The 19833-nt window shown below is 71.4% G+C and carries 14 protein-coding genes; 1 reads left to right on the plus strand and 13 read right to left on the minus strand.

All coding sequences use genetic code 11. The annotated features are described in order from the left end of the window. Positions 1 to 41: 41 nt before the first annotated feature. From ACZ7OY_RS11045 to ACZ7OY_RS11070, 6 genes are all read right to left on the minus strand, one after another. Positions 42 to 1634 carry a solute symporter family protein gene (locus ACZ7OY_RS11045; RefSeq protein WP_471911106.1) on the minus strand — a complete coding sequence of 531 codons (1593 nt, stop codon included), beginning with the start codon at positions 1632 to 1634 and terminating at the stop codon, positions 42 to 44. Beyond that, positions 1631 to 2191, minus strand: a complete 561-nt coding sequence (locus ACZ7OY_RS11050; protein ID WP_471911107.1) for a DUF485 domain-containing protein — start codon at positions 2189 to 2191, stop codon at positions 1631 to 1633. Before ACZ7OY_RS11050 ends, ACZ7OY_RS11045 begins: the two co-directional genes overlap by 4 nt. Before the next feature lie 69 nt (positions 2192 to 2260). Continuing rightward, positions 2261 to 2944 carry a response regulator gene (locus ACZ7OY_RS11055; protein WP_471911108.1) on the minus strand — a complete coding sequence of 228 codons (684 nt, stop codon included), beginning with the start codon at positions 2942 to 2944 and terminating at the stop codon, positions 2261 to 2263. Next, entirely contained in the window at positions 2941 to 4092 is a 1152-nt protein-coding gene (locus tag ACZ7OY_RS11060; protein WP_471911109.1) for a sensor histidine kinase, read from the minus strand. The genes ACZ7OY_RS11055 and ACZ7OY_RS11060 overlap by 4 nt, the downstream gene beginning before the upstream one ends. Continuing rightward, the gene (locus tag ACZ7OY_RS11065) at positions 4089 to 4613 is read right to left on the minus strand and encodes a DUF1453 domain-containing protein (protein WP_471911110.1); all 525 of its coding nucleotides are present in this window, start codon (positions 4611 to 4613) and stop codon (positions 4089 to 4091) included. Before ACZ7OY_RS11065 ends, ACZ7OY_RS11060 begins: the two co-directional genes overlap by 4 nt. A gap of 236 nt (positions 4614 to 4849) precedes the next feature. Continuing rightward, a complete protein-coding gene (locus tag ACZ7OY_RS11070; RefSeq protein ID WP_384736491.1) occupies positions 4850 to 6970 on the minus strand; it encodes a DNA gyrase/topoisomerase IV subunit B in 2121 nt (706 codons plus the stop codon). 442 nt (positions 6971 to 7412) lie between these two features. Between ACZ7OY_RS11070 and ACZ7OY_RS11075 the strand changes: the two genes are divergently transcribed. After that, a complete protein-coding gene (locus tag ACZ7OY_RS11075) occupies positions 7413 to 7643 on the plus strand; it encodes a DUF7455 domain-containing protein (RefSeq protein ID WP_351607431.1) in 231 nt (76 codons plus the stop codon). Between the two features lie 267 nt (positions 7644 to 7910). Here the strand turns inward: ACZ7OY_RS11075 and ACZ7OY_RS11080 are convergent, their stop codons facing one another. The 7 genes from ACZ7OY_RS11080 to ACZ7OY_RS11110 all read right to left on the minus strand — a co-directional run bounded on the left by ACZ7OY_RS11080 (position 7911) and on the right by ACZ7OY_RS11110 (position 19831). Next, a complete protein-coding gene (locus ACZ7OY_RS11080) occupies positions 7911 to 8783 on the minus strand; it encodes a S1 family serine peptidase (RefSeq protein WP_471911111.1) in 873 nt (290 codons plus the stop codon). Positions 8784 to 8917: 134 nt separating this feature from the next. Beyond that, positions 8918 to 10471 (minus strand): RNA polymerase sigma factor, encoded by a 1554-nt coding sequence (locus ACZ7OY_RS11085; protein WP_384736453.1) that lies wholly within the window; start codon positions 10469 to 10471, stop codon positions 8918 to 8920. A 428-nt stretch (positions 10472 to 10899) separates the two neighbouring features. Beyond that, positions 10900 to 11787 carry a FadR/GntR family transcriptional regulator gene (locus tag ACZ7OY_RS11090; protein ID WP_471911112.1) on the minus strand — a complete coding sequence of 296 codons (888 nt, stop codon included), beginning with the start codon at positions 11785 to 11787 and terminating at the stop codon, positions 10900 to 10902. Positions 11788 to 11949: 162 nt separating this feature from the next. Further along, entirely contained in the window at positions 11950 to 14715 is a 2766-nt protein-coding gene (locus ACZ7OY_RS11095; protein ID WP_471911113.1) for an ABC transporter ATP-binding protein, read from the minus strand. A 137-nt stretch (positions 14716 to 14852) separates the two neighbouring features. Then, complete coding sequence (locus tag ACZ7OY_RS11100) at positions 14853 to 15611, minus strand: NUDIX hydrolase (protein WP_471911114.1); 759 nt, start codon at positions 15609 to 15611, stop codon at positions 14853 to 14855. A 149-nt stretch (positions 15612 to 15760) separates the two neighbouring features. Then, positions 15761 to 17668 carry a glycogen debranching N-terminal domain-containing protein gene (locus ACZ7OY_RS11105; RefSeq protein WP_471911215.1) on the minus strand — a complete coding sequence of 636 codons (1908 nt, stop codon included), beginning with the start codon at positions 17666 to 17668 and terminating at the stop codon, positions 15761 to 15763. 597 nt (positions 17669 to 18265) lie between these two features. Further along, a complete protein-coding gene (locus tag ACZ7OY_RS11110) occupies positions 18266 to 19831 on the minus strand; it encodes a DUF4192 domain-containing protein (protein ID WP_471911115.1) in 1566 nt (521 codons plus the stop codon). Between the last annotated feature and the right edge of the window lie 2 nt (positions 19832 to 19833).

The raw sequence follows: 19833 nt of genomic DNA on the forward strand, positions 1-19833 counted from the left end.
CCCCTGCGACGGCGCCTACGGTGCCAAAGGGCCCGGTGCCCCTACACGGCCCCGGCTCCCGTCAGTGACCGCACCTCGATCTCCGCGTGTCTGGCCTCGTCCGGTGGTTCGGCCGAGGTGACGGTACCGAGCCAGCCCGCGACAAAGCCCAGCGGAATCGAGACGAGCCCGGGGTTCTGGAGCGGGAAGTACTGGAAGTCGACACCCGGGAACAGCGACTCCGGACTGCCCGACACCACCGGCGACAGCACGACGAGCGCCAGCGCCGGAACCAGCCCCCCGTACACGGCCCACACGGCGCCACGCGTGGTGAAGCCGCGCCAGAACAGCGAGTAGAGCAGCACCGGCAGGTTCGCGGACGCGGCGACGGCGAAGGCGAGCCCCACGAGGAACGCGACGTTGAGATCACGGGCCAGCAGTCCGAGCCCGATCGCGAGCGCTCCGATGCCGACCGCGGCGGTCCGCGCCACGGCCACCTCGCTGTACGGCTCCGCCCGCCGACGGCGCAGCGACGCATACAGGTCGTGTGCGACGGAGGCCGAGGACGCGAGGGTGATCCCGGCGACCACCGCGAGGATCGTGGCGAAGGCGACCGCTGCCACGATCGCGAACAGGATCGTGCCCCCGGTGGAGTCCGCGCCGCCGCCCAGGTCGAGCGCCAGCAGCGGAACCGCCGTGTTGCCGGCCGCGTTCGACGTCCGCACCGCTTCCGGCCCCACGATCGCGGCCGCTCCGAACCCGAGGACGATCGTCATCAGATAGAAGCCGCCGATGAGCCCGATCGACCACACGACCGAGCGCCGTGCCGCCCGCGCGGTGGGCACGGTGTAGAAGCGGGACAGGATGTGCGGCAGACCCGCCGTGCCCAGCACGAGCGCCAGCCCCAGGCTGATGAAGTCGAGACGGGCGGTCCAGTTGCCGCCGTACTTCAGCCCCGGCGCCAGGAACGCGGACCCGTGGCCGCTGCGTTCGGCCGCGGTGATCAGCAGTCGGTCGAAGTCGCCGTGGAACCGCATCAGGACGAGAACGGTCAGCACGACGGTCCCCCCGAGCAGCAGCACCGCCTTGACGATCTGGATCCATGTGGTGGCCCGCATGCCTCCCAGCGACACATAGATCACCATGAGCGCACCGACACCGATCACGGTCCACGTCTGCGCCGCCGCACCCGTCCGCCCGAGCAGCAGAGCGACCAGGCTGCCCGCGCCCACCATCTGCGCCACCAGGTAGAGAACGGACACGGTGACCGAGGAGGTGCCCGCCGCGATCCGCACCGGGCGCTCCCTCATCCGGGCCGCGACCACATCGGCCAGTGTGAACCGGCCGCAGTTGCGGACCAGTTCCGCGACGAGGAACAGCACGAGCAGCCAGGCCACGAGGAAGCCCACCGAATACAGCAGGCCGTCGTAGCCGAACAGCGCGATCAGACCGGAGATACCGAGGAAGGAGGCGGCCGACATGTAGTCGCCCGCGATGGCAAAGCCGTTCTCCATGGGCGAGAAGAGACGACCACCCGCATAGAACTCCTCGGCGGAACCGTGCCGGTTGCGGCTCACCCAAGTGGTGATCCCCAGCGTCACGGCGATGAACGCGCTGAACAGCAGGAGTGCCAGCGTCTGGTGTTGGCCCGTCACGACCTACCGCCCCCGACCCCGCGGGTCAGTTCCTGGGTGTCCCAACGCAGTTCGAGCGCGGCGCGGTCCCTGTGCAGCCGAGCGTGCCGGGCATAGGCCCAGGTGAGCAGGAACGTGGTGAGGAACTGGCCGAGCCCGGCGAGCATCGCCACGTTCACGGCACCCGCCACCGGGCGCGCCATGAGTCCCGGGGCGGTCGTCGCGGTCACCACGTACGCCACGTACCAGGTGAAGAAGGCGGCGACGGCCGGCACCACGAACCTCCGGTACCGACTGCGTACCTCCTGGAATGCGGCGCTGCGCTGCACCTCCAGGTAGACGTCGGCCATGGCCCACGCCCCGTCCTCCCGCTCCTGCCGCGCCCGTGGAACGGAACCCGCCGGCAGGTTCCCGGCGTCCGCCTCACCCCAGCCCGAGGCGAGCACGTCGTACCAGGGGTCGCCGTACGGCAGGACTGCCGGCGCTTGGGCATGGTCCGGGGCCAGCCGTTCGTGATTCTCGTCGGGACTCTCGGGACCGCTCTCGCCTCCGCGTGGGCGGTCGTTGCTTGACTGCATACCCAAGCATGGACAGAACGGGAAGATCCCCGACTCTCCTTCCCCCTGCTCTTCACCCCATCAGGTGACTCAACCCGCTGGTGGGCGCGCCAATCCCTTTGCAAACGCATAACGCACCGCCTGAGCACGGTCCTTGATCCCGGTCTTGGCGAACAGGTTGTTGATATGAGTCTTCACGGTCGCCGTGGAGACGTGCAGTCTGCGGGCGATCTCCTGGTTGCTGAGCCCTTCGGCGATCAGCATCAGTACGTCGGTCTCCCGCGCGGTGAGTCCGTCGGGCGCGTCGGCGGGCACCACCGGAGCCGGTTCGGGCTCGGACAGCCGCTCCAGCAGCCGCCGTTGGATGCTCGGCGCCAGTCCCGCGTCACCGGACAGCACACTGTGCACGGCCCGTACGATCTCTTCGCCTCCGGCGTCCTTGGTGAGGTAACCGCGCGCCCCCGCCCGCAGGGCCGGAAACAGCGAGTCGTCGTCCGCGTAGGTCGTGAGCACCACCACGTGCGTCCCGGGGTACTCCGAGCGGATCCGCCGCGTCGCCTCCACCCCGTCGCAGCGGGGCATACGCAGGTCCATCAGCACCACGTCCGGCGCGAGTTCGGCCACCAGCCGCACCGCCTCTTCCCCGTCGCCCCCGGAGCCGACGACCTCGATCCCGGGCAGCAGCCCCAACAGCATCACGATGCCCTCCCGGACGACGGTCTGGTCGTCGACGACCACGACCCGCGCGGTCTTCGGCGCCGCCCCCTCGGTCATGTCGGCACCTTCAGCGTCACCACGAACCCCTCCTCGCCGGGACCGGCCCGGAGCGAACCGCCGAGCAGTTCGGCACGCTCCCGCATGCCCAGCAGACCGTACCCGCCTCCCGCCTCGGAGAGTTCGCCCGGCGAACCACCCGAGTCCCTTACGTCCAGGGTCACTTCGTGCGCCCGGTAGTCGAGCCGGACCCGGACCTCGGCGCCCGGGGCGTGCTTGCGGGCGTTCGTGAGGGCTTCCTGGGCGACCCTGCGTACTGCCTGGGACGCCTCGGCGGGCAGCGGTCTGCGCTCACCCGTAATGGTGACCTCCGCTCCGTCGGCCGCCCGGACGAGTTCCGCCAGATAGTCCTCCAGCGGTGTCATCTCCCCGCGCAGCGCGGAGAGCGCCTGCCGGGTCTCGGCGAGCCCGTCGCGGGCCATCCCGCGGGCCGCCACGACCCGTTCGAGGATCCGGTCCCGGTCGGCTCCCCGCTCGATCAGCAGTCTGGCCGCCTCCAGGTGCACGAGCTGCGCCGAGAGGCTGTGGGCCAGGACGTCGTGGATCTCCCTCGCGATGCGGGCCCGCTCCGCCAGTGCCGCGGATTCCGCCTCGGCGGCCCGTGCCGCGCGCTCCTGGGCGAGCAGCCGCTGGGCGCTGCCCCGGGCCTCGGCGTCCAGCCGCAGCACATAACCGGCGAGGGCCATGCCGGTGACGGTCGCGGCGGTCGTCAGCCAGACGTCGTTGTTGACGGCGGCGAACGAGGCGAGGGCGACGGAGGCGACGGGCAGCGCGGCGCCCAGGGGCATCCGCTCCAGCGCGGAGATCGCGCAGCCGCACCACAGGACGAGGGCCGGACCGTCGAAGCCCGCGGTCTGGGCCAGCACCGCCATCCCGAGCAGCGGGACGGCCAGGGCGAGCGACGGCACGAGCCGGTGCTGGAGAGTGGTCCGCCAGAATCCCCAGGCGAGCGCTCCGGTCACGGCGATCCCTGCGACGGCGAGCACGATGCCCCAGCCGTGCACGTGCCTGCTGTTGAACACGCTCCACAACAGCATCCCGAGGACCAGGACGCGAATGCCCCAGGACATCAGACGCCTCGGCCGCGAGAGGCCGCTGCGGCCGAGCGCCTCGGGCGACGGCCAGCGCGTCCAGGCGTTGTGCGTCATACCCGCTCCTTCCGCGGGAACAGGGGCATGCCGTCACCCCACGTCGCGGCCCGGGCATCCGCCGAGGCTGCGGTCTGCGCCCGCAGGACCAGGATGCCGGAGCGGGCCAGAAGGGTGGTCGCGAGGCCGAGCATCAGGGCCGAACTGCCCTGGTGCACACCGAGTACCAGGCCGAGCCCGAGGAGACCCGCGCGCAGAGCGATGCCGCCGATCCAGACGGCCGCACCGGCCTTGGTGCCCTTGCTCCACACGGCGCCGTCGGGCTCCACCCAGATCCGGGTGGTCCAGGCCCAGCCAGCCCCCACGGTCAGCCCGATGAGGAGTTCGACACCCAGCAGCGACACCGACGCCGTGCGGTGGTGAACGTCGAGTATGTCCGGCTCCCGCAGCGCCACCACGGCCAGGATCACGGGCAGCAGCCACCAGCGCCGGTCGGCGTCGACCTGCCGTGCGCGGAACTGCCGTCCGACCACCACGACGACCACGACGACGATCACCAACGCGTTGACCAGCCCGGACATCACAGCCTCCGTGAGCGGAAGGGGAGACCGACAGCGAGTGCCGCCGACGCCTTCGACGCTACGGAAATCCGCGGAACAGCAGATCGGAGCCAGGGTGGATCATGGGTGGATCCCGCAGGCCCGCCTGTTCCACCCGGAGGTGGAGACGGCCCCGCCGACGAGGCGGGGCCGAGCCCGCCGGCGGTGACCGGAGCCGCACCTGCCGGAGCCCGCTCCGGCTCCGGCAGGTACCCCGGCTACGCGTCGATGCGCGACCGGTCCAGCGTCGCCGCCGAGCTCGAGATGAACTCCTTGCGAGGTGCCACGTCGTTGCCCATCAGCAGGTCGAAGACCTGCTCGGCGGATTCCAGGTCGGAGAGGTTGATGCGGCGGAGGGTGCGGTGGCGCGGGTCCATCGTCGTCTCGGCCAGCTGGTCGGCGTCCATCTCGCCCAGACCCTTGTAGCGCTGGATGGAGTCCTTGTACCGGATGTTCTTGCTCTGGAACTCCATGAGCTTGTCGCGCAGCTCACGGTCCGAGTACGTGTAGACGTACTTGTCCTGGCCCCGCTTCGGCTGGATCAGCTCGATCCGGTGCAGCGGGGGCACCGCGGCGAACACCCGGCCGGACTCGACCATGGGCCGCATGTAGCGGTGGAACAGGGTCAGCAGCAGGGTGCGGATGTGGGAGCCGTCCACATCGGCGTCGGTCATCATGATGATCTTGCCGTAGCGGGCCGCCTCGATGTCGAAGGTCCGGCCGGAACCGGCTCCTATGACCTGGATGATCGCACCGCACTCGGCGTTCTTGAGCATGTCCGTCACGGACGACTTCTGGACGTTGAGGATCTTGCCGCGGATCGGCAGCAGCGCCTGGAACTCGGAGTTCCGGGCGAGCTTGGCGGTGCCGAGCGCGGAGTCCCCCTCGACGATGAACAGCTCGCTGCGGTCGACGTCGTCGCTGCGGCAGTCGGCCAGCTTGGCGGGCAGGGAGGAGGACTCCAGAGCCGTCTTGCGGCGCTGCGCGTCCTTGTGCTGCCGCGCCGCGATGCGCGTCCGCGCGGCGGCGACGGCCTTCTCCATGACCACCCGGGCCTGGGCGGCGTCGTCACGCTTCGTGGAGGTCAGGAACGCCTTGAGCTCCTTGGAGATCACGGTGTTCACGATGCGGCGGGCCGCCGAGGTGCCGAGCACCTCCTTGGTCTGACCTTCGAACTGAGGTTCGGCGAGACGGACGGTGACGACGGCGGTCAGACCCTCCAGGGCGTCGTCCTTGACGATGTCGTCCTCGGCGACGCGCAGCAGCTTCTTGGCGCGCAGGACCTCGTTCATCGTCTTGGCGACGGCCTGCTCGAAGCCGGCGACGTGGGTGCCGCCCTTGGGGGTGGCGATGATGTTGACGAACGACCTGAGTGTCGTGTCGTAGCCCGTTCCCCAGCGCAGCGCGACGTCCACGCCGAGCTCCCGGGTGACCTCCGTCGGCGTCATCTGACCGTGGTCGTCGAGGACCGGAACGGTCTCCTTGAAGGTGCCCTGCCCGGTGAAGCGGAGCACGTCACAGACGGCCTTGTCGGTGGCCAGGTACTCGCAGAACTCGCTGATGCCGCCGTCGAAGCGGAAGGACTCCTCGCCCTTGCTGCCGCCCTCTCCGAGGCCGAATTCGTCGCGGACGACGATGGTCAGGCCCGGCACCAGGAAGGCGGTCTGGCGGGCGCGCTGGTGGAGGTTCTCCAGGGAGAGCTTGGCGTCCTTGAGGAAGATCTGCCGGTCCGCCCAGTACCGCACACGCGTGCCGGTGCGGGTCTTGGCGATCCTCTTGGTCTTGCGCAGACCGCCCTGCTCGAACTTGGCGTCGGGGCCGTCGGCGGCGAACCCGCCGGGGACTCCGCGCCGGAAGCTGATCGCATGGGTGTGGCCGTTGCGGTCCACCTCGACGTCCAGCCGCGCCGACAGGGCGTTCACCACGGAGGCGCCGACGCCGTGCAGACCACCGGAGGCCGCGTACGAGCCGCCGCCGAACTTGCCGCCCGCGTGCAGCTTGGTCATGACGACCTCGACGCCGGACAGGCCGGTCTTGGGCTCGACGTCGACCGGGATGCCGCGGCCGTTGTCCCGCACCTCCACCGAGCCGTCGTCGTGCAGGACGACCTCGATGTGGTCGCAGTAGCCGCCGAGGGCCTCGTCCACGGAGTTGTCGATGATCTCCCACAGGCAGTGCATCAGACCGCGACTGTCGGTGGACCCGATGTACATGCCCGGGCGCTTGCGTACGGCCTCGAGGCCCTCCAGGACGAGCAGGTGCCGCGCGGTGTAATTGGAACCGTCCCGGTCTGCTCCTGCCAGCAGCGCTGTGGACGGCACGGACGTTTCGGCGGTCACGCGGTTCGCTCCTCGCTGAATTTCAAATGAGGCCCCTGTGGGTAAGGGCGCGGCTTGGGTTGCCGCCAAGAGGGTACCGAGGCCTGGTAGAGCCGTTGTAACGCCACCCTGCTTCCGAACTCACAGTAGTCCAGGGTCGCATACACGTTCGATCCCTCGATGGAGTGAAGTACATATCACGTTCCCTTCGACGCATGAACCATTTAGGCTCCGGGCACGTCCTCATGAACAAACCGGCAACCCGGCCGGGAGGACTTGACCATGACCGAACGCGCGAAACCGTAAGCCACCAGACACGCAATACGGCACATTCGCCGCCAAACCGGCAGCAGCCTGCCACCTCGGAAGAATCTTTCGAGGAAAAGCCACGAGCGGGAACGTTTTGGGGCTGGTTGGATGTTGACCCTGGTACGACAGCTCGTCGAGCTAGAGAAGAGGCGACGTGACTACTGTTCTGACCCCCGCGAGCCCGCTGACGGCCGCTGATCGCTGCGACCGCTGCGGCGCCCAGGCATACCTGCGCGTCGTCCTGCTGAGCGGCGGAGAACTGCTCTTCTGCGCCCACCACGGCCGCAAGTTCGAGCCGGAACTCAAGAAGATCGCCGCTGAGATACAGGACGAGACGGAGCGGCTGACCTCCGTTCCCGAATCCGCCTCCGCCGAAGAGCGCTGACGCTTCGGACCGACGACGAGCCAGCTCCGGCACAGGCCGGCGCACGGGCGGCCGCCCCTGGACCCCAGGGACGGCCGCCTGTCTCGTCATCACGACTCTCCGTACACCGGCGTGGGCCCAGGACGCCCCGCCCGCCTACCGGCGCACCGACGAAGACCCAGAGCCCGCCGCCCGGCCACCGATCACCACTCACGGTCCCCGGTCACCGACCCAGAGCATGCGCTGCCCGGCCGTCGACGCCGGTTGCCCGGCAGAGCCCCGAGGTCGTCACGCGGCGCGGTGTGCGCGCCCCGGCGAGGCACCATCGGCCCCGGCTCGCCCCAGCACCCGTACGACGTCGGACACACGCGTGTAGACACCGGGGCTTCCGGACCGTCCGCAGCCGCTCCCCCACGACACGAGCCCGATCAGCTTCCCCCCGGCCACCAGCGGGCCGCCGCTGTCCCCCTGGCAGGCGTCCCGGCCGCCCGTGGTCTCACCGGCGCACAGCATGCTGGCCGCGAGATAGGTTCCGTCGGCACTGCCGTGCGGATAGGCCCGCTCGCACCGGGCATCCTCCAGCACGTGCACATGCGCGCCCCGCAGACTGTGCACATAGTCACCGGCCCCGGTGACATCGCCCCATCCGTAGACCGTGGCGGCCGTACCGGGTGCGTAGGCGGGATCGTTCTCGGCGGCCATCCCGATGACCGAGCTCGCGGGCAGCGGCTCCGCGAGGGTCAGCACGGCGAAGTCGCCGGCGTTACTGACACTGTCGTAGTCCGGATTCACCCAGGTGTCGTGCACGGCTATCTCCTGGCCCTGGGTGGAGAGCAGGTCGGTGCGGTTCGCTATGACCTTGAGGTCGCCGGCCCGGCCCGATCCCGTCCCCAGCGCCTCGTCGCCCACGCAGTGGGCAGCGGTGAGGATCTTGTTCGAGCCGATCGCGACCCCGCCGCAGAATTGGCCCGCTCGCGTACCTCCGAACCGGTCACGGCTCGACAGCGCCACCGTCCACGGACTGGTGGACACATCGACCGGGAATCCGCCGACGACGATGCTGTCGGCGGGCGCGGGAGCGGCGGACACCAACGGTATGGCGGCCGCCGCGGCCGCCAGCACCAACGGCCGGGCCAGGGCCCGGGCAGAAAGACGCCTCATGCACGTTCCTCACTCTGGGGTGGTCGTGGGAGACCCAGAGTGATCCAGTACGCCGCGACGCGCATGCGCACACGGACGCCGAAGGCCCGGTCCCCCTCGGGAGAACCGGGCCTTCGGCTTCGTACGACTACGGTCTAGTCGAGGTAGTCGCGCAGCACCTGGGAACGCGACGGGTGACGCAGCTTGGACATCGTCTTGGACTCGATCTGCCGGATGCGCTCACGCGTGACGCCGTACACCTTGCCGATCTCGTCGAGGGTCTTCGGCTGACCGTCGGTGAGACCGAAACGCATGGAGACGACGCCCGCCTCGCGCTCGGACAGGGTGTCGAGGACGGAGTGCAGCTGCTCCTGCAAGAGGGTGAAGCTGACCGCGTCCGCGGGGACGACGGCCTCGGAGTCCTCGATGAGGTCGCCGAACTCGCTGTCGCCGTCCTCGCCCAGCGGGGTGTGCAGGGAGATGGGCTCGCGGCCGTACTTCTGGACCTCGATGACCTTCTCGGGGGTCATGTCGAGTTCCTTGGCCAGCTCCTCCGGGGTGGGCTCACGGCCCAGGTCCTGGAGCATCTGACGCTGGACGCGCGCGAGCTTGTTGATGACCTCGACCATGTGCACCGGGATACGGATGGTGCGGGCCTGGTCGGCCATGGCGCGGGTGATCGCCTGACGGATCCACCAGGTGGCGTACGTGGAGAACTTGTAGCCCTTGGTGTAGTCGAACTTCTCGACCGCGCGGATCAGACCGAGGTTGCCCTCCTGGATGAGGTCCAGGAAGAGCATGCCGCGGCCGGTGTAACGCTTGGCCAGGGAGACCACCAGACGGAGGTTGGCCTCCAGGAGGTGGTTCTTGGCGCGGCGGCCGTCCTCGGCGATGATCTCCAGCTCGCGCTTGAGCTTCGGCGCCAGCTTGTCGGCGTTGGCCAGCTTGTCCTCGGCGAACAGGCCCGCCTCGATGCGCTTGGCGAGCTCGACCTCCTGCTCCGCGTTGAGCAGGGGGACCTTGCCGATCTGCTTGAGGTAGTCCTTGACGGGGTCCGCGGTGGCACCGGCGGCCGCGACCTGCTGGGCAGGCGCGTCGTCCTCGTCCTCGTCGGAGAGCACGAAGCCGGCGCTCTCGGTACCCTCGGGCTCCTCGGCGCCGCCCTTGACCTCTTCGAGGGCCTCGTCCTCGACGAGGTCGGCGTCGTCCTTCTTGGCGCTGGTCTTCTTGGCCGCCGTCTTCTTGGCCACGGCGGTCGTCTTCTTCGCCACGGTCTTCTTGGCGGCCGTGGTGGTCTTCTTCGCTGCCGCCTTCTTGGCGGTCGCGGCTTCCTCGGCGGAATCGGCGGTGGGGTCGGCCGGGGACGCAGGGGCGGCCGTGGTGGCGGTGGCCTTCCTGGTGGTCACCGTCTTCGCCGCAACCGTCTTGGTGGCGGTGCGCTTGGCCGGACTCTTCGCAGCGACGCTTTTTCGGGTGCGCTTGGGCTCCGCGGCACTGACCATCAGCGTCACACCCTCTTCCTCGAGGATCTGGTTGAGGCTGCGCAGTACGTTCTTCCACTGAGTGGCCGGAATCTGGTCAGCTTCGAAGGCCCGACGCACGTCATCGCCGGCGATCTGCCCCTCAGCCTTTCCCCGCTCAATGAGCGCCATGACAGAGACGGACTCGGCGATCTCCGGCGGGAGCGTACGGGATGTGCTGGCCGACACGAACAACCTCTCGGAACGTTGGAAAACGGCTTCCGGCCCCGTCCACGACGGACAGGGGCCGACCACCGGCCTGGGGATGGGCCGACGGCGCGGGCGGGGGCCGGGAAGATTCACAGCGCCGGGAACGGCGTCCGTATTCCCTCCGCGGCAGTCACCTCTTAGGTCATCGCGTTGTCTCCATGAGCGTTACGCCCAATCTGCGTGGCCCGAGTCACACCCCTTAAGCGCTCAAAACCGGCCAGACATGGACAATAAGTGTCACCCGGGTTACCACCAGAGGTCGACTCCGGCACGCCCGTCGTCCCGTCGCACCGCCGGACCCCGCAGGAACCGGGGCTCCTGCGGGGTCCGGCGGAGCACGGTACGCCGACCGGGCGATGTCACAGGAGGGGGGCGACATCTCCGGCCGGATCGCCCGCGGGGCGCGGTCAGTGCTCGCGCGGCGCGGGCACCACACGGTCCACCTCAGGGTGGGTGGTGAGGAGCAGACGCATGGCCGTCTCGGCCGCCGCTCCGTCGCCCTCGGCGAGGGCTTCGACGATCCTGCCGTGGTGGGCCAGGGACGCCTCGGTCGGCCGGTCACAGCCCGTGACCGGGCCTCCGGAGACCTGGAGGGCGGCGGACACGATCCCGGAGAGGTGCTCCAGCATGCGGTTGCCCGCGACCTGGATGAGCAGCGAGTGGAACTCGGCGTCGGCCCTGGAGAAGGTGAGGGCGTCACCCTGCCCCATGGCGTGGCCCATGATCTCGACCATGTCCCCCAGCCGCTGCTGGACGTCCTCACGACCGTGCCCTGCGGCGAGCCTGGCGGCGAGCGGCTCGATCGTCCAGCGCAGCTCGCTCAGCTCGCGGCGCTGGTCGTCCCGCTGCGGCCCGAAGGCCCGCCACTCGATGATGTCGGGGTCCAGGAGGTTCCAGTCGCTGACGGGGCGCACCCGCGTGCCCACGTTCGGACGGGCGCTGACCAGGCCCTTGGCCTCCAGCACGCGGAGCGACTCGCGGACCACCGTCCGGGAGACCTCGAAGCGCTGCCCGATCTCCTCGGGCACCAGCGGCCGGTCGGCGCCCAGGTCACCGGAGACGATCATCTGACCCAGCTGCTGAACGAGTTGGCCGTGCAGTCCGCGACCGCGGCTGCCCGCGGCCCGCCGGCCCACGCGGCCCAGCTCCGGCTCGGCTCCCTCCCATACGGTAGATCCGACCCGTTCACCGACGGAGGCCTCGGTGTAGGGATAGCGGTCGAGTTCGCCCGGGCCGACGAGGCCGGAGTCGGCGGAGCGGGCGACGGTCATCATGGTGTGCGCAAGGGTACTCACGGATCCTTTGTCGGCGCCGTCTCCAACTCCCTTGAGGTCTTTGGTGAAAAGCACACGAAAGGGTGATCGCTCACCCCGTCGCAATTGACGCCTTATCGGAAAGAAATGGGCGCACTCCGGGGAGTTGTGCGCAGGCCGGGATGGGAAGCGCACGATCGGTGATCACCGGGCCCTGCTGCGCAGGGCCGTGAGCAGATAGGCGCAGAGCAGCGCGGTGAGCGACAACGTCATTGCGCCACCCACGGGTTGGACGATCACGCGGGCCGCTCCCGCCAGATACCGCTCGCCCCCGAAGGGCCACTGCCACAGGAACACCTCGCGCAGCCGCACCGAGACCCCGGCCGCTCTCCGTACAGACGCTCCCTGAAAGGCCTTCTGTACGAGTGGTACGACGACGACGGGTACCGCGACCACCGCGGCAAGCCCGGCGGAGGTGGACCGGAAGACACCCGCCGCCAGTACGCCGGCCCAGGCACAGCCGACCACGAGGCCGGCCCAGGCGAAGCACAGCGAGAACCAGTCGGCAGGAACCTGGGCGAGCTCTCGTCCGTATACGACATAGAGCGCTTCCGCGTCGCAGCCCACCGCGAGGAAGGCCAGCAGCAGCGCGGTGGCCGCGGAGACCAGGAGCTTGGCCGCGAGCAAGCCGAGCCGACGGGGCACGGTGCCGCGATCCGCCGCGAGGGCGGGATGGCGGAACTCGTCCCCGAAGGCGAGCGCACCGAGCAGCCCGGCGCCCAGAGCCGCGGGCGGCAGCGGAAGCTCCCGCGGCCAGGCCGCCAGCAGCCGCGGCTGGGGGGCGTGCCCGGCGCGGGCCAGGAGTACGGCGGTCAGAACCGAGGTGACGAGCACGGCGCCGGCCGTGAAGAACCCGGTGCCGATGCCGGTGGCACGGCGGAGCTCGTAGCGAAGGGGACGGAGGGGACTGGGGGCGGGGCGGACGGAGATCGGAGGCGGGAGGTCGGACAGCGAGTCGAGCGCGCCCGGCCCGGCGGGGCGGGGGGTGCGCGCCGCCGTACGCGGGCCCGGTGTGCGCGGGAGGTGGACGCCCGGACGTCCCGCGACACCCGTCCCGTCGGCCGCGGGAGGCTCGGCGGGCGTGGGTGACGTTCCGGAGGCGTGAGGTTCGACTGCCCCCGCCGAGGATGCCCCGTCGGGGACCGGCACGGCGGAAGCAGTCGCCCGGACCGCTACGGAGGCCGCCGCTTCGAGGGCTTCCGACACTGTCGATTCGGAAACCTCCGGCACTGCCGCTTCGGGAACCTTCGTCAGCACCACGACGACGCGCATCTCCCCGGCGCCGGGCATCTCCACGGTTCCGGCCGTCTCCCGTGCCTCGGACGCCTCTCGGGCCTTGGGTGCCTCCGGGACATTGGCCGTCTCCCCGCCGCCCGGGACGGTCGTCCTACGGGGATGCAGTGACGTGGCCGGGGACGGAAGCGATGCGTCGGTGCGCTGGGATCGCAGGTCGGCGAGTGGGGCGAGTACGTCGGGGCGTGGGAGCGGCGCGTCGGCGAGTGGGGCGACTGCATCGGTGAGCGCGAGCGGCGCGTCGGTCGTGGGCTGCCGACCGCCGACGGAAGGTGGCCTGTCGGCGGTCGGGAGCGACTTGTCGACGGACGGATGCGGAACGTCGGCGGACATCGGCTCGTCCGCGGACGGTCGCGGAAAGTCGGCGGACCGACGCGGAACATCGACGGACGGACGCGGAACGTCGGCGGACGGCGACTCGTCCGCGGACGGATGCGGTACGTCGTGGGAGGACAGACCGCCGTCGGACGGATGCGGCACATCGGCGGACGACAGGTCGCCGGCCGACGGATGCGGCACATCCGCGGACGGCAGGTCCTCGGCGGGCGGATGGGGCCGGCCGACGGGGTGGGCCGTGTCGGGTTCGGGGGAGGTCTCCGTGGGAGCGGGAGGAGAACCGACGACGAGGGGGGCGGCGTCGGGAACGACGGGGAGCCTCCCCTTGCTGTGGGCCCTCGCCCCCGACTCAGCCGCGTCGGGCAGTTCGCCGCTGCAGGGGCCGTTCGGCCCGGCCTCGGCTCCAGGCCCCATGTCGCCGGTCTCGTCGGCGAGTTTGTGTACGAGGATGCCGTGCCGGAACGCGGTCTCGCCGACGTCGGCACAGGTACTGCCGTAGACAGAGAGACGATTGCCGCCGTCCTGCGCCACCTCGACGGACCGCCGGGCGGCGCGGGCCTCCTGCGAGAGCACGGCCGCGAGCCGGGCGGCCTGTGGGCTGCGGACGACGACACGGGGGCGCAGCCGCGTGCGGGCGAAGTCCTCGGCCTCCTGGTCGGCGACGACCCGGCCCCGCTCCAGCGTGACGATCCGGTCGGCGGTGCGGGCGGCCTCCTTGGGGTCGGCGGTGGTGAGCAGGACCGTGCCGCCTTGAGTGGCGTGTGCGCGCAGCATTCCGTGCAGCCACCGGCCCTCGCGGGCGTTGAGGCCCGCTGTAGGACTGTCGAGCACCAGGGTGTGCGGGTCGGGCAGCAGAGCACAGGCGAGACCGAGGCGTCGGTCCACGCCGCGCGAGAGGGTGCCGAGGCGTTCGTGGCGCAGACTGACGAGGCCGACGACTTCGAGGACTTCGTCGGCTCTGCGCGCCGGGACCCCGGCGGCGGCGCACAGCATGCGGAGGTGGCCGCGGACCGTACGGGCCGGATGCCCCGGGACATCTCCGAGCAGCACGCCCACCTCGTGCGACGGATGAGGGATGTGGTGCAGGGGGCGCCCTCTGAAGTGGGTGACACCACGGCCGTGTTGGAGTTCGAGCATGAGTTTCAGAGCCGTGGTCTTGCCCGCGTCCGCTGCGCCGAGCAGCGTGGTCACGCGGCCCCCGCGCGCCTCGAAGGAGACGTCGTCGACCACGGGCGGACGGTCCTTGCGGTGGTTGCTGGTCAGTCCGAAGGCCTGGATCACCTGAAGCAAGATAGCGCGCTATGTCCAATTTGCCAGGTATCGCACGGCGTGCTGCGGCGGCAGACGACCGGTTGGCCCGGTGCCCTGCCCGTCATCGCGGGACGGCCCGCCGCAATGACGGCTTCCGGTGGCCGGGTTCAGACCTCGGGGCGGAGCATCGGAGGGTTGAGCAGCGTGGCGCCGCCGGCACGGAACAGCTGGGCGGGGCGGCCGCCCTGCCGGGTGGTGGTGCCGCCGGTGGGGACCAGGAAGCCGGGCGTGCCCGTCACCTTGCGGTGGAAGTTGCGCGGGTCGAGCGCCACGCCCCACACCGCCTCATAGACCCGCCGCAGCTCGCCGACGGTGAACTCGGTGGGGCAGAACGCCGTGGCCAGCGACGAGTACTCGATCTTGGAGCGGGCGCGCTCCACGCCGTCGGAGAGGATCTGGGCGTGATCGAAGGCGAGCGGCGCGACAGGTTCGCCGTCACGGCCGTAACCGCCCTGCTGCAGCAGTTCCTCCACGGGCGCCCAGCGCGCGTTGCTGGCGTCGCCGCCGGCGCGGGGTGCCGGCAGATCCGGGGCGAGCGCGAGGTGGGCGACGCTGACCACACGCATCCGCGGGTCCCGCTTGGGGTCGCCGTAGGTGGCGAGCTGTTCGAGGTGGGCACCGTTGCCCTGGGCGGGGACGTCCGGGTCGTGGGCCCGCAGCCCCGTCTCCTCGGCGAGCTCGCGCGCCGCGGCCTGTGAAAGATCCTCGTCGGCCCGTACGAAGCCGCCGGGAAGCGCCCAACGCCCCTGGAACGGCGATTCCCCCCTGCGTACCGCCAGCGCGCACAGGGCATGACGGCGCACGGTCAGCACGACCAGGTCCACGGTGACGGCAAAGGGCGGAAAGGCTGACGGGTCGTAGGGCATGCCGTGATCATAGTCGTCTTCCTGACGATAAACACTCCCTTCGCCGGTCCCGTCGACGGCTGGTCCGCTCCGTTCGAAGAGCACCTCACGGCAGCCTCCCGGCCCGGGCCTCCGAGCGACGGTGTGGTGCTCTGTGCGCTGTGCTGCGGTCACGCTCCGAGTTGGAGTCCGTCGGCCGCCTCCTCGACCATGGCGAGGCCGAGTCTGCCGACCCGCACCGAGAAGGGGGCGCCCGCGACGCGCAGACCGGTCAGGCCGATCTCGCCCAGGGGCGCGCTGCGCACGGGGCGCAGCGTGACGGTACCGGCCGGAACGTCGGGGCGGATCCCGGCGAGAGTGGTCAGCATCAGGACCCCGGAGGCTGCCGCGACGGCCGCCGGGCGGCAGGCCGCGGGGTGCGGTACGGGAGCGCTCCCGTCGGCGCGCTGCTCGCCCGCGTACATCTCCGGCAGTCGGTGGCCGAAGGTCTCGGCTGCCGCCAGGACTCCGCGCAGCAGTGAGGTCGCCTCCTTCTCGTACCCCGCGGCGGCCAGACCCGCGACGGCCACGGCTGTCTCCTGGACCCGCACGGCACCGCCGCGGTGACCGAGGGGGTTGTAGCCCGCTTCGTCGGCGCCGAGCCCGCGCAGCCCCCAGCCGGAGTCCATCGCCGGGCCGCCGAGCAGTCGGGCGAGCTGCTCCGTCCGTACCTTGTCCAGCAGACCCGGTGCCAGTTCGCCTCCACCGAGCAGGCCGGTGTCGAGCAGGTGGACGGCGAAGGCGCCGAAGTGCGTGAGGAGGCGTCCGTCCGAGGCACGCGCGGCCGCGGGCCGACCGCCGCCGGGGTGTTCGACCCAGAAGTCCTCCCGGAACGCGCTCCGCAGTGCTCTCGCCCACTGCCGCAGTCCGTCACCGCCGGGCCGTCCGCAGGCGTCGAGCAGATCGGCGCCGAGCAGTGCGGCACGGTGGGCGTGGGCCTGCGTCTCGCAGCGGGCGGGGCCGTCGGTCTGCGGGTCGTACAGATAGGTCCCGTCGTCGCCCACCGTGGTCCGCAGCCAGGTCAGACAGCGTTCGGCCGCCGGCAACAGTTCCTCGGTCTCGCGCTCGGGCAACCCCCAGCGGCGCGCCTCCGCGAGGAGCACCGGGAACAGCACGGTGGCCTCGGTGGATGTACAGGTCGGCGGCAGTCGCGGGCCCGCGTCCCGCAGCGGACCCGGGATCGCGCCCGAGCCCGGGAGCTGGGTGCGGGCCAGGACGCGCAGCGTGCTCGCGGCCAGCCGGGTGCCGAGCGGCAGGGTCATCCGGGCCGCGGTGAGCGCCTCGGCCGGCGCCAGTCCGCAGCGCCAGGGCACTCCGGCCGCGAGGTAGGTGTCGGCAGGGTGCGCCGGGTCGCGCAGCAGCAGTGCCTGGAGGTCCTCGACGCTCACCCGCATCAGGGCCTGAACGCCCGGATGCTCACCGGTCGCCCGCGCGGCGGCGAGCGGAGTCGTCGCCGCGCGGCCCACCGCGCGAACGGGCCCGGCGCCGTCCGATCGCACACGCAGTTCCAGAGCCGTCCTGCCTCCGGGAGGCAGTTCGACGTCCCAGCGCAGCAGGCCCGCCGAGGCCAGCGCGTCGGCCGGCGGCGGATCGGCGGTGACCGCCGACGTGCCGAGGGCGCAGGTCCAGCGCAGGCCGCCGTCGTGGACGCTGGCGGGCAGCTCGGGCCCCGCGGTCCCGGACGCGATGGCGCCCAGGTCGGCCAGGTCGGTGCCCAGAGCCACCTCGACCGGGAAACGCAGGGGGCGTGGCGAGGTGCTGTGCAGCGTGATCCGCTCCGTGCCGTCCGCGTGGCGGATCCGCTCGACGACGATGTCCGGATCGGGGCCGGCGCCGGGCGAGGAGCGCAGGGTCCCCAGGAAGCGGACCTGGTCCGCCGTGGTCATCCGGGCCTGGACCGCCAGCGGTTCGCGCCCGGCCACGCGGACCTGACAACGGGACAGCAGACGTCGGCCCGCTCGGTAGTACCCCTCCAGTCCCCGCCCGGTGAGCTGCGCCTGATCCGTGGAGATCGCGAGCCCGGGAAGGGCCACGCAGATCAACGCGGTGTGGGTGGGGGGCAGATCGGTGGCGCGACGCGGTGTGGGAAGCGGGGTCTGCTGCGGAGCCCCTCCTGACGGGGTGGCGGAGGGACGGCGCGCCGGGCCGCCGCGCGGGGACGGCGCCCACGCACGGTTCGTCGGCCGGGGCGGCTGCGTTCGGCCTGCGGGCGCAGGGGACGGAGGTGAAGCGGGTGATCCGTCTCCCGTGGGTCGGGCGGTGCGGTCCTGGCCCGTGGGCTGGCGGGTCCGGTCAGGGCTCCCCGGCGCGAACGGCTGGTCGCGGCCCGCACCGGAATCGTCCGCGGCCTGCGGCTCCGCGCCGGGCGGAGAGGGTGGTGCGGGAGGGTCAGCGGCAAAGGGGGTATCGGCGGAGGGGGTATCGGCGGAGGGCGGAGTGGGCTGGTCTCTGTGCATACGGTGGCTTCTTCTGCGCTCTGTGCGCCCCTGGCGTGGGCGGCGCCGGGCGGAGTGCCGGGGCGGGCGGTACGTGGGGTGTGGCGGCGCGCCCCGTCCACGCGTTCCGCCACTCAGGTGAACGGAGCGGGGAACCCTCGGGTCACGGCCCCACCGGGACAGCCCCACCGAATGGCGGTGTCACAGTGCCTCTCCCCCTCCCCCCTGTCCCTCGGCGTCACCGCGGCCGAGGCGCACGCCTCCCGCGCCGCTCGCACCCCGGCGCCGCCCGGCGGCCTTCCCCGTACCCGCACAGGACGGTCGCGTGTGGCCCGGTGCGGTGGTACCGGCGCGGTCCTCCGCCGTACCGGCCCGGCGGGCGCGACGTCGAGGCCGGGACGCCTCTGCTGGGCCGGAGGCGGCCGCGGGACTCGCGGCAGAACCCGGCGGCGGTGCGGCCGCGTCATCGGCGGCCGGCTCGGTCGTCCCGTCCGAGGCCAGGACGTCGATCTCCGTACACCCCGCTTCCACTGCCTGCTCGGCCTGCTCGGACACGGGACGCCCGCAGCGCTCGCGTTCCTGGCGCTCGGTGCGCAGGCAGCGGCGGACCGACTCCGGATCGAGGCCCTCGTTGCAGGCCTGGTGCAGCAGACGCGCGAAGAGATACTCCGGGTCGGCGCCCAGAGCCATGGCCAGCGCTTCCCTGGCCTCCAGTTCGTCGCCGGTCGACCATGCGACCCACCCGGCCAGAGTGAGCGGCGCGGCGGCGTGTTCGCCGTAGGACCCCACACAGCGACGGGCGAGTGCGCGCCAGAGCCGGAGTGCGGGGCCCGCCTCGTCGCCCTCCATCCATGCGGCGGCCCAGTCCCGGGTGGTTCGGTCCTGAAGTCCGAGGATGAGCACCGCGGCTTCGGTGTGCTCCAGCAGTTCGTCGTCTCGGCCGTCGGCCTTGAGCGTGCCGGAGACGGCAGGCGCCTCGGCGTAGCGCCGCATGACCTGCCGGGCCAGCGCCATGGTCTCGTCCGCCACCAGGGCACGGCTCGTGTCGTCAAGGATCCTGGGGACCAGCTTCCGGCCGGCGCCGTCCAGGGCCGCCTCCTGGTCGAGCGCCGCCGCCGTCTCCCAGGGCAGCAGCCTGGCCCGGAGTTCGCGCAGGGTGCCGCGCACCTGGAGTCCGGCGTAGGTGGCTGCGGCGGCCAGCACGGAGGTGCCGGGCAGGCCCATCGCGATGCCTTCGGCCGGACAGCAGGCTTCGCCGGTGCAGCAGTACGACCACAGACGGCCGTCCGAGACGCACAGCGCTTCGACGACCGGCGCTTCGAGGAGACCGCACTCGAGACGGATGTGCTGGGCCAGGGGTCGCAGCCGCTCCATGACGTGTCGGCCCGATTCCCCCTTGCCCGGTTCCTGGCAGAGGTAGGCGACCATCTGCGCGGGCCGGCGGCCCCTGCGCTCGCTGCCGGTCACCAGTCCATGCGCCAGCTGTCGGGCTGCCGAGGCCCAGTCGTCGGGGCCGGCCGGAATACCGAGCCTGGCCCTGCCGCCGAACCGGCCCCGGCCACCCTGGTCGTGCAGGGCGACCAGGACGATGCTGTCCTCCGGCCGGTACCCGAGCAGATAGGGCAGGGCGTCGGCCAGTTCGGCCGGGGTACGCAGGGTGACGTGGTGCGTGTCGGCAGCCCCTGCGAAGGCGTGGTGCTCCATGTCCGCGTGCTGTGCCATGTCGCCGTTTTCGAACGATCCAGTCGTTTCGCCGTGATTCGTCATGC

It is taken from the genome of Streptomyces sp. NPDC107559, assembly GCF_055657365.1.